Here is a 12,211-nt window from a genome sequence, read left to right as displayed (position 1 = left end):
TACGACTCGACCAGCATTAAAGTGCTGAAAGGTTTGGATGCCGTACGCAAACGTCCCGGTATGTACATCGGCGACACCGATGATGGTAGCGGTCTGCACCACATGGTGTTCGAGGTGGTCGACAACTCCATCGACGAAGCTTTGGCCGGTCACTGCGACGACATCAGCATTATCATCCACCCGGATGAGTCCATCACGGTGCGCGACAACGGTCGCGGCATTCCGGTCGATGTACACAAAGAAGAAGGCGTTTCGGCGGCTGAGGTCATCATGACCGTGCTGCACGCCGGCGGTAAGTTCGACGACAACTCTTATAAAGTCTCCGGCGGTTTGCACGGTGTAGGTGTTTCGGTGGTCAACGCCCTGTCTGAAGAGCTGGTCCTGACCGTTCGCCGCAGCGGCAAGATCTGGGAACAGACGTACATTCACGGTGTTCCGAAAGAACCGATGAAAATCGTCGGTGAGAGNGAATCTACCGGTACGCAGATCCACTTCAAACCTTCTGACGAAACCTTCAAGAATATCCACTTCAGCTGGGACATCCTGGCCAAGCGTATTCGTGAATTGTCCTTCCTCAACTCCGGTGTGGGTATCGTCCTCAAGGACGAGCGCAGCGGCAAGGAAGAACTGTTCAAGTACGAAGGCGGCCTGCGTGCGTTCGTTGAGTACCTGAACACCAACAAGACTGCGGTCAACCAGGTGTTCCACTTCAACATCCAGCGTGAAGACGGCATCGGCGTGGAAATCGCCCTGCAGTGGAACGACAGCTTCAATGAGAACCTGTTGTGCTTCACCAACAACATTCCACAGCGCGACGGCGGTACTCACTTGGTGGGTTTCCGTTCTGCACTGACGCGTAACCTGAACACCTACATCGAAGCCGAAGGCTTGGCCAAGAAGCACAAAGTCGCCACCACCGGCGACGATGCGCGTGAAGGCCTGACCGCGATTATCTCGGTAAAAGTGCCGGATCCTAAGTTCAGCTCCCAGACCAAAGACAAGCTGGTCTCTTCCGAAGTGAAGACCGCCGTGGAACAGGAGATGGGTAAGTACTTCTCCGACTTCCTGCTGGAAAACCCGAACGAAGCCAAGCTGGTTGTCGGCAAGATGATCGACGCTGCACGTGCTCGCGAAGCGGCGCGTAAAGCCCGTGAGATGACCCGTCGTAAAGGCGCGCTGGACATTGCTGGCTTGCCAGGCAAGCTGGCTGACTGCCAGGAGAAGGACCCCGCCCTCTCCGAGCTATACCTGGTGGAAGGTGACTCTGCTGGCGGTTCCGCCAAGCAGGGTCGCAACCGTCGCACCCAGGCCATCCTGCCGTTGAAAGGCAAGATCCTGAACGTCGAGAAGGCGCGTTTCGACAAGATGATCTCTTCGCAAGAAGTGGGCACATTGATCACCGCCCTGGGCTGCGGCATCGGCCGCGACGAGTACAACATCGCCAAGCTGCGNTACCACAACATCATCATCATGACCGATGCTGACGTCGACGGTTCGCACATCCGTACCTTGCTGCTGACGTTCTTCTTCCGTCAGTTGCCTGAGTTGATCGAGCGTGGCTACATCTATATCGCGCAGCCGCCTTTGTACAAAGTGAAAAAAGGCAAGCAAGAGCAGTACATCAAAGACGACGACGCCATGGAAGAGTACATGACGCAGTCGGCCCTGGAAGACGCCAGCCTNCACTTGAACGAGGATGCCCCGGGTATTTCCGGACCTGCCCTCGAGCGTCTGGTTAACGACTTCCGCATGGTGATGAAGACCCTTAAGCGTCTGTCGCGCCTGTACCCTCAGGAACTGACCGAGCACTTCATCTATCTGCCGGCCGTAAGTCTGGAGCAGTTGGGTGATCATGCAGCGATGCAAGATTGGCTGGCCCAGTACGAAGTACGCCTGCGTACTGTTGAGAAGTCCGGCCTGGTCTATAAAGCCAGCCTGCGTGAAGACCGTGAACGTAATGTGTGGCTGCCAGAGGTCGAGTTGATCTCCCACGGCCTGTCGAATTACGTCACCTTCAACCGCGACTTCTTCGGCAGTAATGACTACAAGACCGTTGTATCGCTGGGCGCTCAACTGAGCACTTTGTTGGACGACGGTGCGTACATCCAGCGTGGCGAGCGCAAGAAGCCGGTCACCGAGTTCAAGGAAGCCCTTGAATGGCTGATGGCGGAAAGCACCAAGCGTCACACCATTCAGCGATACAAAGGTCTGGGCGAGATGAACCCTGATCAGTTGTGGGAAACCACCATGGATCCAGCTCAGCGTCGCATGCTGCGCGTGACCATCGAAGACGCCATTGGCGCAGACCAGATCTTCAACACCCTGATGGGTGATGCGGTCGAACCTCGCCGTGACTTCATCGAAAGCAACGCCCTGGCGGTGTCCAACCTGGACTTCTGATCCAGTAGCGGACCTGCCAAACGAAAAAGGCCAACGCTCAGCGTTGGCTTTTTTTTCATCTTCAAAAATGTCCTCAGAACAAAAATCATCACAAATCGCGGGCATAAAAAAACCGGCTATATCAGCCGGTTTTTTTGCGCCCGAAAAAAACTTATGCACCATTTCCCAAGTTTTATGAGCTTAAGAAATATGTATATAAATCATAAAGATATGTTCATAAAACGTTAATTTTCGGTAAAACGGTACACAGGTTATCCACAGAATCTCAGACAGCCACTTGATCGTTGGCCGAGGGGGCCGCAGGAGCGGCTGGAAGCGAACCCATTTCCCGCTGCATCTGCTCGTTCCAGCTCTGCACCCGGTCATTCAGCTCGGCAATGGCGCGCGGCCCACTGCCCACGGCGTACATCGGCTCGCCGATGATGACGGTGATGACGCCTTGCTTCTTTAGCCACCCGGTTTTCGGCCAGAACTTGCCCGCATTGTGCGCAATTGGCAGGACTGGAAGTGCGGCATTGACCGCTAACGCGGTGCCACCGCGTGAGAACTTGCCGATGGTGCCATACGGAACGCGAGTCCCTTCGGGGAAGATCAGCACCCAGACGCCATCCTTCAGCAATTCATCGCCTTTCTTCGCCACATGCTTGAGCGCGGCTTTCGGATTGTCGCGGTCGATGGCGATCGGTCGCAGCATGGCCATGGCCCAGCCGAAGAACGGCACGTACAGCAACTCACGCTTGAGCACCTGGCTCAGCGGCGAGAAGTACGCTGAAAGGAAGAACGTTTCCCAGGTGCTCTGGTGGTTCGACTGAATCACGCAAGGCTGGTCCGGCACGTTTTCGGCGCCCTTCACTTCGTAGCTGATGCCCAGAAAGACTTTGCTCAGCCACAAGGCGCAGCGGCACCAGTACACGTTGATAAAACGATAGCGCGCCTTGAACGGCAGGAATGGCGCGATAAAAAAGCTCAGGGTGCACCAGAGAAACGAACTGGTGCCCAACAGCAGGTAAAAGAAGAAGGTTCTGATGGCCTGCAAAATCGACATGGCGGCATTTACCGTTGCGGGCACNGCCCGCCTATTCAAGCGCACTCCCGATCAATCCTTGGTCAGGAACAATCGAAGCACTCTAATTGTGGATAAGTTCTGCGGCAATCGCCGCCAGATCGTCAAAAATCAAGGTGCCTACCGGCAGGTTTTTCGCCTGGGTCTTTTCGCCTTTCCCGGTTTTAACCAAAACTGGCTGAGAGTCGACGGCTTTGGCCGCCTCCAGGTCACCGAGGCTGTCCCCGACGAACCATAGCCCAGTCANTGGCACCTTGTAATGTTCTGCAATGGTTTTCAACATCCCGGGCTTGGGCTTGCGGCAATCGCAGCCCTCATCCGGCCCATGGGGGCAGTACACCACCAGCCCCACGTCACCGCCCTGCTCAGCCACTAACATGCGCAAGCGCGCGTGCATGGCGTCCAGGGTGGCAATGTCGTAATAGCCACGAGCGATGCCCGACTGGTTGGTAGCCACCGCCACCGTCCAGCCGGCCTTGCTCAACTGCGCAATGGCTTCGATCGAACCCGGCAGGGGAATCCATTCCGCCACCGACTTGATGTAAGCGTCGGAGTCGTAATTGATGACACCGTCCCGATCGAGAATCAGCAGTTTCAACATGATCAGCCCAGTACGGAAATGTCAGCAACGCCGAGGAACAGCCCACGCAGGCGTGCCAGCAATGCGTAACGGTTGGCGCGGACCTTGGCGTCTTCAGCGTTGACCATCACGGCCTCGAAGAACGCATCAACCGGCTCGCGCAAGGCAGCCAGACGTGCCAGCGATTCGCTGTACTGACGCGCAGCGGCCATTGGCTGCACAGCCTGGTCAGCCTGCTGGATCGCCGAGTACAGGGAGAACTCGTTGGCGTTGTCGAAATACTTGGCTTCCACGACCGAAGGAATGGAGCCTTCGACCTTGCTCAGCAAGTTCGAAACGCGTTTGTTCACGGCGGCCAGGGCTGCGGCTTCCGGCAATTTGCGGAACGCTTCCACGGCTTGAACGCGCTGGTCGAAGTCCAAGGCAGAACCCGGCTTCAGGGCACGGACCGACAGGTAAGTCCCGACGTCCACGCCTTCGTCTTCATAACGGGCACGCAGACGGTCAAAGATGAATTCCAATACCGAATCGTTGAGGCCGGCAGCCTTGACCTTGGCACCGAACGCATTCACCGCGAATGCCACGGCGTCGTTCAGGTCGAGGTCGAGCTTCTTGTCGATCAGGATACGCAGCACGCCCAGCGCGGCACGGCGCAGGGCATACGGGTCTTTGCTGCCGGTAGGCAGCATGCCGATACCAAAAATACCCACGAGGGTGTCCAGCTTGTCGGCGATGGCCACGGCCGCACCGGTCAGGGTGGTCGGCAGTTCAGCACCGGCACCGCGTGGCATGTACTGCTCGTTCAGCGCCAGCGCCACATCGTTCGGCTCGCCGTCATTGAGGGCGTAGTAGTAACCGGCAACACCTTGCATTTCCGGGAACTCGCCGACCATCTCGGTGGCCAGGTCGCACTTGGACAGCAACCCTGCACGGGCGGCCCAGGCAGCGTCACCGCCGATGCGCGGCGCAATGTACGCGGCCAGTTTGGAAACACGCACAGCCTTGTCGTAGACGCTGCCGAGTTTTTCCTGGAACACCACGTTTTGCAGGCGCAGGTTGAAATCTTCGAGCTTCTGCTTCTTGTCTTGCTTGAAGAAGAACTCGGCGTCGGTCAGGCGTGGGCGAACGACTTTCTCGTTACCAGCGATGATCTGCTGCGGGTCTTTGCTTTCGATGTTGGCCACGGTGATAAAGCGCGGCAGCAACTTACCGTCAACGTCTAGCAGGCAGAAGTACTTCTGGTTGTCCTGCATGGTGGTGATCAGGGCTTCTTGCGGCACATCGAGGAAACGCTCTTCGAACGAGCACACCAGCGGCACCGGCCATTCAACCAACGCGGTCACTTCGTCGAGCAGGCTTGGCGGCACGATGGCGGTACCTTCCTGCATCGTCGCCAGCTCTTCGGTGCGCTTACTGATCAGTTCGCGACGCTCGTTGGCGTCGGCCAGTACGTAAGCGGCACGCAGGTCGCTCAGGTAGTTGGCAGGTGAAGTGATGCGCACGCTTTCCGGATGGTGGAAGCGGTGACCGCGGGAATCACGGCCAGTCTTCTGAGCCAGGATCGTGCAGTCGATGACTTGGTCACCGAGCAGCATCACCAGCCATTGGGTCGGGCGTACGAATTCTTCCTTGCGAGCACCCCAGCGCATGCGCTTGGGGATCGGCAGGTCGTTCAGCGAGTCTTCAACAATAGTCGGCAACAGGCTGGCGGTCGGCTTGCCGGTGATGACCTGGCTGAACCGCAGTTTCGGGCCACTTTGGTCGATCTCGCTCAGCTCGACGCCGCACTTCTTGGCGAAACCAAGGGCCGCTTGAGTCGGGTTACCTTCAGCGTCAAAAGCCGCCTGACGCGGCGGGCCGTCGAGGTTGATGCTGCGGTCCGGCTGCTGGGTTTCCAGCGCGGTCAGCAACACGGCCAGGCGACGTGGCGCGGCGTAGACTTTCTTTGCCGCGAACTTCAAGCCGGCGGTTTGCAGGCCTTTTTCGATACCGGCCAGGAACGCGTCGGCCAGGGTATTCAGTGCCTTGGGTGGCAGCTCTTCGGTGCCCAGTTCAACCAGGAAATCTTGAGCACTCATTGTGCAGCCTCCAGCTTAGCCAACACTTCATCACGCAGGTCCGGGGTAGCCATCGGGAAGCCCAGCTTGGCGCGAGCCAGCAGGTAGGCTTGGGCGACGGAACGCGCCAGGGTGCGTACACGCAGGATGTATTGCTGGCGCGCGGTTACCGAGATGGCACGACGGGCGTCCAGCAGGTTGAAGGTATGGGACGCCTTCAACACCATTTCATAGCTTGGCAACGGCAGCGGCTGGTCGAGTTCGATCAGGCGCTTGGCTTCGCTTTCATAGAAGTCGAACAGTTCGAACAGCTTCTCGACGTTGGCGTGTTCGAAGTTGTAGGTGGACTGCTCCACCTCGTTCTGGTGGAACACGTCGCCGTAGGTCACTTTGCCGAACGGGCCGTCAGCCCACACCAGGTCGTAGACAGAGTCCACGCCTTGCAGGTACATGGCCAGGCGCTCGAGACCGTAAGTGATCTCGCCGGTCACCGGGTAGCACTCGATGCCGCCGGCTTGCTGGAAGTAAGTGAACTGCGTCACTTCCATGCCGTTGAGCCAGACTTCCCAGCCCAGGCCCCAGGCGCCGAGGGTTGGCGATTCCCAGTTGTCTTCGACGAAACGGATGTCGTGTACCAGCGGGTCCAGGCCGACATGTTTCAGCGAGCCCAGGTACAGCTCCTGGAAGTTGTCCGGGTTCGGCTTCAATACCACCTGGAACTGGTAGTAGTGCTGCAGACGGTTCGGGTTTTCGCCGTAGCGGCCGTCAGTCGGGCGACGACTGGGCTGCACATAAGCGGCGTTCCAGGTTTCCGGGCCGATGGCCCGCAGGAAGGTAGCGGTGTGGAAAGTGCCGGCGCCTACTTCCATATCGTAGGGCTGAAGTACCACACAACCTTGCTCGGCCCAGTATTGCTGGAGGGCGAGGATCAAGTCTTGGAAGGTACGCACGGCTGGCGTAGGCTGGCTCACGAAATTCACCTGTTACTTGGGCTGCGATTTAAAGAGCGGGAGTATACCCGATTCGGNCCCGCCACCATCCCCTGGAGCCTTATGCCACGCTGCTTTTGGTGTTCTGAAGATCCGCTGTACATGGCTTATCACGATCAGGAGTGGGGAACGCCGCTGCGCGATGCGCAGGGTCTGTTCGAGTTGCTTTTGCTCGAAGGGTTCCAGGCGGGCCTTTCCTGGATCACCGTTTTACGCAAACGCGAGCGATATCGCGAGGTATTGTTCGGCTTCGACGTACAACGGGTGGCGCAGATGAGCGACGCGGAAATCGATGAATTGATGCTCGATCCGGGCATCATTCGCAATCGCCTCAAACTCAATGCGGCCCGTCGCAACGCCCAGGCCTGGCTGGCGCTGGAGGACCCGGTAGCATTTCTCTGGTCCTTCGTCGGCGGAACGCCCTTGATCAATCATTTCAAGGATCGCACCGAGGTGCCGGCGGTCACGCCGACTGCGGTGGAGATGAGCAAAGGCCTGAAAAAGGCCGGTTTCACGTTCGTCGGGCCGACCATTTGCTACGCGTTCATGCAGGCCTCGGGCATGGTCATGGACCACACTCAAGACTGCGACCGTTACGCTGACTTGGCCAACGCCGGTTAGAATGGCCGCCTCGCGCACCNCACACGATCAGGAGTGACCTGTGGAAAAGTTTAAAGGCGCCTTGCTGGTAGGCGCTCTTCGGTTGTTTGCCCTATTGCCCTGGCGCGCGGTTCAAGCGGTCGGCACGGCGATTGGCTGGATCATGTGGAAAACCCCCAACCGTTCCCGCGAGACGGTGCGGATCAACCTGTCCAAGTGCTTCCCCGACATGGACCCCGCCGCACGCGAGCGCCTGGTCGGCCAGAGCCTCATGGATATCGGTAAGTCCCTGACTGAAAGCGCCTGCGCCTGGATCTGGCCCGCCCAGCGTTCCATCGACCTGGTGCGTGAAGTCGAAGGCCTGGAGGTGCTGCATGAAGCATTGGCCTCGGGCAAAGGCGTGGTCGGCATCACCAGCCACCTGGGTAACTGGGAAGTGTTGAACCACTTCTATTGCAGCCAGTGCAAACCGATCATCTTCTACCGACCGCCGAAGCTGAAAGCGGTGGACGATTTGTTGCGCAAACAGCGGGTGCAGTTGGGTAACCGAGTAGCCGCGTCGACCAAGGAAGGCATTCTCAGCGTCATCAAGGAAGTGCGCAAAGGTGGTCAGGTGGGCATTCCCGCCGACCCGGAGCCGGCGGAATCGGCAGGCATCTTCGTGCCGTTCTTTGCTACCCAGGCGCTGACCAGCAAGTTCGTGCCTAACATGCTCGCGGGCCACAAAGCCGTGGGCGTGTTCCTGCATGCCCTGCGACTGCCGGACGGCTCGGGTTACAAAGTGATTTTGGAAGCCGCGCCAGAGGCCATGTACAGCACCGACACCGAGACGTCCTGCGCGGCCATGAGTAAGGTGGTGGAGCGCTATGTCGGCGCCTACCCGAGCCAGTACATGTGGAGCATGAAGCGCTTCAAGAAGCGGCCACCGGGTGAAGAGCGTTGGTATTGAGTTGATTGGCATGATCTGTGGATAACCTGACCTCGCTCCTACAGGTTCGCGTTATCCACAACCCACGTTCAGCAAGGGCGCNGATTGGCATGATCTGTGGATAACCTGACCTCGCTCCTACAGGTTCGCGTTATCCACAACCCACGTTCAGCAAGGGCGCAAAAGATGTCCGAACACCGCAAATCGTTTCGCATCAAGATCACTCACGAAAGCTTCGGCGAATGCCTGGGCCAGACCCGCAACCTCTCGACGACGGGCGTCTACGTCAAGCATCCAGGCTTGTCGTCGTTGCCTAAAGGCGCGGTCGTGTACGGACAGGTGCAAGACTTACCCACAGGTGCGCCGCGAGTGCGCATGGAAGTGGTGCTGGTCGACGCCGATGGTATCGGCCTGCGCTACCTCTGATCAGTGTGCCTGGCGCTCAAGCTTCTTCAGAAACACCGTCATCTCTTTCTCTGCCTGCTTGTCGCCATGGGCGCGGGCGGCTTCCAGGCCTTGCTCCCACGCCTGACGCGCAGATGGAAAGTCGGCCAGCGCCAGATGGGCTTTGCCTAAGAGCTTCCAGGCGGCCGAATACTTTGGATCGAACTCGACGCAGCTTTGCAGATGCTCCGCCGCCTTGGCGTTGTCCTTCACGTCCAGATAACCCTTGCCCAAGCCAAAGCGCAGCAGTGAATTATCCACACCCTTGGCGAGCATTTTTTCCAGGGATTCGAGCATGGCTGTGCATCCTTTGCCAGGTAGGGGTTTCAATAACGCACCGAGGGCAAACCCGCTCCCACAGCAGCTATCCGATTACCTGTGGGAGCGGGCTTGCCCGCGATGAGGCCNCTCCCGTCGCCCCCAATCACGGATCAGAAGAAGCTGAGCCCAACATGAAACAGCTTTTCCACATCCCGAATATGCTTCTTATCCACAAGGAACAAAATCACATGGTCGCCCGCCGCGATCACCGTGTCGTCATGCGCAATGATCACTTCTTCATCACGAATGATTGCGCCAATGGTCGTCCCCGGCGGCAAACCGATGTTCTCAATCGCCTTGCCGATGACCTTGCTCGACTTTGAATCACCATGCGCAATCGCCTCAATGGCTTCCGCTGCGCCCCGGCGCAGGGAGTGCACGCTGACGATATCGCCACGGCGCACGTGGGCGAGCAAAGTGCCAATGGTGGCCAACTGAGGGCTGATGGCGATGTCGATATCGCCGCCCTGGATCAGGTCGACATAGGCCGGGTTGTTGATGATGGTCATCACCTTCTTGGCCCCCAGCCGCTTGGCCAAGAGCGAGGACATGATGTTGGCCTCGTCATCGTTGGTCAGGGCCAGGAAGATATCGGCATCGGCGATGTTCTCTTCCATCAATAGGTCGCGGTCTGAGGCGCTGCCTTGCAGTACGACGGTGCTGTCGAGGGTGTCGGACAAATGCCGGCAGCGTGCCGGGTTCATCTCGATGATCTTCACCTGGTAGCGGCTTTCGATCGCCTCCGCCAAACGCTCGCCGATCTGCCCGCCGCCGGCGATGACGATGCGCTTGTAGGTCTCATCCAGGCGGCGCATTTCGCTCATGACCGCGCGAATATTCGCTTTGGCGGCGATGAAAAATACTTCGTCGTCCGCTTCGATCACCGTATCGCCCTGGGGCAGAATCGGCCGATCGCGACGGAAAATCGCCGCTACGCGGGTTTCCACATTCGGCATGTGCTCGCGCAGTTGGCGCAGTTGCTGGCCCACCAGCGGGCCGCCGTAGTAAGCCTTAACCGCCACCAGTTGCGCCTTGCCCTCGGCAAAGTCGATCACCTGCAAAGCACCGGGGATTTCGATCAGGCGCTTGATGTAGTGGGTCACGACTTGCTCGGGGCTGATCAACACGTCCACCGGAATCGCGTCGTTATCGAACAGCTCGGAGCGCGTCAGGTACGCGGCTTCGCGGACCCGGGCGATCTTGGTCGGAGTATGGAACAGGGTGTGGGCGACCTGGCAGGCGACCATGTTGGTTTCGTCGCTATTGGTGACGGCCACCAGCATGTCGGCATCGTCGGCACCCGCCTGGCGCAGCACCGTCGGGAATGACGCGCGGCCTTGCACGGTGCGGATGTCCAGCCGATCGCCGAGGTCACGCAGGCGTTCGCCGTCAGTGTCGACCACGGTAATGTCATTGGCCTCGCTGGCCAAATGTTCAGCCAGCGTGCCGCCGACCTGCCCAGCTCCAAGGATGATGATTTTCATCCGGTCACTCCCTTAAACCCATTCAGCCGCGTGCGGCGGCGATCTTGATCAGCTTGGCGTAGTAGAACCCGTCGTGGCCACCTTCCTGGGCCAGCAACTGGCGACCGTGAGGTTGCTTGATGCCGGCCGCCGTGGCGAGGTCCAATTCACGGGCACCCGGCGTGCGGGCTAGGAAAGCTTCGATGACTTCGGTGTTCTCGGTCGGCAGCGTGGAGCAGGTGGCGTAAAGCAAAATCCCGCCAACCTCCAAAGTTATCCACAGGGCATCCAGCAGCTCGCCCTGAAGCACCGCCAGTGCAGCGATGTCATCCGGTTGGCGAGTCAGCTTGATGTCGGGGTGACGTCGGATGACGCCGGTGGCGGAGCATGGCGCATCCAGCAGGATGCGCTGGAACGGTTTGCCGTCCCACCAGGTGGCAGTGTCGCGACCGTCGGCGGCGATCAGTTCGGCGCTCAGGCCCAGGCGTGCGAGGTTCTCGCGCACGCGCACCAGACGCTTGGCTTCCAGATCCACCGCCACGACACCCGCCAGTTTTGGCTCGGCTTCGAGGATGTGGCAGGTCTTGCCNCCCGGCGCGCAGCAGGCGTCGAGTACGCGCTGGCCCGGTGCCAGGTCGAGCAGGTCGGCGGCCAGTTGCGCCGCTTCGTCCTGCACGCTGATCCAGCCTTCGGCAAAGCCCGGCAGGCTGCGTACGTCGGCGGCGGCTTCCAGCACGATGCCGTCCTGACTGTACACGCATGGCGAGGCGTTGATGCCCGCCTCNGTNAGCAATNNCAGGTAAGCGTCACGGCTGTGATGACGGCGGTTAACCCGCAAAATCATCGGCGGATGTGCATTGTTGGCCGCGCAAATGGCTTCCCATTGTTCAGGCCAGAACGCTTTCAAGGACTTTTGCAGCCAGCGCGGGTGGGCGGTGCGCACCACCGGGTCGTGTTCCAGTTCGGCCAGCAGCGCTTCGCTCTCGCGCTGGGCACGGCGTAGCACGGCATTGAGCAGGGCTTTGGCCCAGGGCTTTTTCAGTTTGTCGGCGCAACCAACGGTTTCACCGATGGCGGCGTGGGCCGGCACGCGGGTGTAGAGCAACTGATACAGGCCGACCAGCAGCAGCGCTTCCACGTCGGCATCGGCTGCCTTGAATGGCTTTTGCAGCAGCTTGGCCGCCAGCGCCGACAAGCGTGGCTGCCAACGGGCCGTACCAAACGCCAGGTCCTGGGTGAAGCCGCGATCGCGGTCTTCGACTTTATCCATTTGCGTAGGCAGCGAACTGTTCAGTGAAGCCTTGCCGTTGAGGACGGCGGCGAGGGCCTTGGCGGCGGCCAGACGCGGGTTCATTGAGCGACCGCC

Annotated in this window: 11 protein-coding genes; 4 read left to right on the top strand and 7 right to left on the bottom strand. The window is 59.3% G+C overall.

Annotated features, from left to right (window positions below):
• A partial coding sequence (gene gyrB / locus B7L09_RS17210; protein ID WP_217902011.1) for a DNA topoisomerase (ATP-hydrolyzing) subunit B occupies positions 1-2,400 on the top strand: 2,400 nt, incomplete at its 5' end.
• Between the two features lie 265 nt (positions 2,401-2,665).
• On the opposite strand, the gene B7L09_RS17205 is transcribed toward gyrB, so the two are convergent.
• The 4 genes from B7L09_RS17205 to glyQ all read right to left on the bottom strand — a co-directional run bounded on the left by B7L09_RS17205 (position 2,666) and on the right by glyQ (position 7,071).
• Complete coding sequence (locus B7L09_RS17205; protein ID WP_094469851.1) at positions 2,666-3,445, bottom strand: lysophospholipid acyltransferase family protein; 780 nt, start codon at positions 3,443-3,445, stop codon at positions 2,666-2,668.
• An 82-nt stretch (positions 3,446-3,527) separates the two neighbouring features.
• A complete protein-coding gene (gmhB, locus tag B7L09_RS17200; RefSeq protein WP_176457719.1) occupies positions 3,528-4,067 on the bottom strand; it encodes a D-glycero-beta-D-manno-heptose 1,7-bisphosphate 7-phosphatase in 540 nt (179 codons plus the stop codon).
• On the bottom strand, positions 4,067-6,121 hold the full coding sequence (gene glyS, locus B7L09_RS17195; RefSeq protein WP_094469850.1) for a glycine--tRNA ligase subunit beta: 2,055 nt from the start codon (positions 6,119-6,121) through the stop codon (positions 4,067-4,069). The genes gmhB and glyS overlap by 1 nt, the downstream gene beginning before the upstream one ends.
• Entirely contained in the window at positions 6,118-7,071 is a 954-nt protein-coding gene (gene glyQ, locus B7L09_RS17190; RefSeq protein WP_003213601.1) for a glycine--tRNA ligase subunit alpha, read from the bottom strand. The genes glyS and glyQ overlap by 4 nt, the downstream gene beginning before the upstream one ends.
• Before the next feature lie 81 nt (positions 7,072-7,152).
• On the opposite strand from glyQ, the gene tag reads away from it, so the two are divergent.
• The 3 genes from tag to B7L09_RS17175 all read left to right on the top strand — a co-directional run bounded on the left by tag (position 7,153) and on the right by B7L09_RS17175 (position 9,043).
• Positions 7,153-7,710 (top strand): DNA-3-methyladenine glycosylase I, encoded by a 558-nt coding sequence (gene tag / locus B7L09_RS17185; protein WP_094469849.1) that lies wholly within the window; start codon positions 7,153-7,155, stop codon positions 7,708-7,710.
• A 40-nt stretch (positions 7,711-7,750) separates the two neighbouring features.
• Positions 7,751-8,638 carry a lysophospholipid acyltransferase gene (locus B7L09_RS17180; protein WP_094469848.1) on the top strand — a complete coding sequence of 296 codons (888 nt, stop codon included), beginning with the start codon at positions 7,751-7,753 and terminating at the stop codon, positions 8,636-8,638.
• Positions 8,639-8,803: 165 nt separating this feature from the next.
• A complete protein-coding gene (locus B7L09_RS17175) occupies positions 8,804-9,043 on the top strand; it encodes a PilZ domain-containing protein (protein WP_094469847.1) in 240 nt (79 codons plus the stop codon).
• Here B7L09_RS17175 and B7L09_RS17170 read toward each other — a convergent pair whose 3' ends face one another.
• The 3 genes from B7L09_RS17170 to rsmB form a co-directional block, all read right to left on the bottom strand.
• On the bottom strand, positions 9,044-9,358 hold the full coding sequence (locus B7L09_RS17170) for a tetratricopeptide repeat protein (protein ID WP_094469846.1): 315 nt from the start codon (positions 9,356-9,358) through the stop codon (positions 9,044-9,046).
• Between the two features lie 134 nt (positions 9,359-9,492).
• Positions 9,493-10,866: a Trk system potassium transporter TrkA gene (gene trkA / locus B7L09_RS17165; RefSeq protein WP_094469845.1), complete on the bottom strand. Its 1,374-nt coding sequence runs from the start codon at positions 10,864-10,866 to the stop codon at positions 9,493-9,495.
• A gap of 22 nt (positions 10,867-10,888) precedes the next feature.
• Positions 10,889-12,199 carry a 16S rRNA (cytosine(967)-C(5))-methyltransferase RsmB gene (gene rsmB / locus B7L09_RS17160; RefSeq protein ID WP_094469844.1) on the bottom strand — a complete coding sequence of 437 codons (1,311 nt, stop codon included), beginning with the start codon at positions 12,197-12,199 and terminating at the stop codon, positions 10,889-10,891.
• Positions 12,200-12,211: the final 12 nt, after the last annotated feature.

The sequence above is a fragment of the Pseudomonas mandelii genome, assembly GCF_002251635.1.
In the GTDB taxonomy this organism is placed as follows: domain Bacteria; phylum Pseudomonadota; class Gammaproteobacteria; order Pseudomonadales; family Pseudomonadaceae; genus Aquipseudomonas; species Aquipseudomonas mandelii_B.
The sequence above is the reverse complement of the archived record's forward strand: the minus strand, read 5'-3'. Positions and strand labels throughout refer to the sequence as shown.

Coding starts and splice junctions, on each gene's coding strand:
- B7L09_RS17205 (WP_094469851.1), bottom strand. CDS start 3,445: ATGTCGATTTTGCAGGCCATCAGAACCTTCTTCTTTTACCTGCTGTTG.
- glyS (WP_094469850.1), bottom strand. CDS start 6,121: ATGAGTGCTCAAGATTTCCTGGTTGAACTGGGCACCGAAGAGCTGCCA.
- tag (WP_094469849.1), top strand. CDS start 7,153: ATGCCACGCTGCTTTTGGTGTTCTGAAGATCCGCTGTACATGGCTTAT.
- B7L09_RS17175 (WP_094469847.1), top strand. CDS start 8,804: ATGTCCGAACACCGCAAATCGTTTCGCATCAAGATCACTCACGAAAGC.
- B7L09_RS17170 (WP_094469846.1), bottom strand. CDS start 9,358: ATGCTCGAATCCCTGGAAAAAATGCTCGCCAAGGGTGTGGATAATTCA.
- trkA (WP_094469845.1), bottom strand. CDS start 10,866: ATGAAAATCATCATCCTTGGAGCTGGGCAGGTCGGCGGCACGCTGGCT.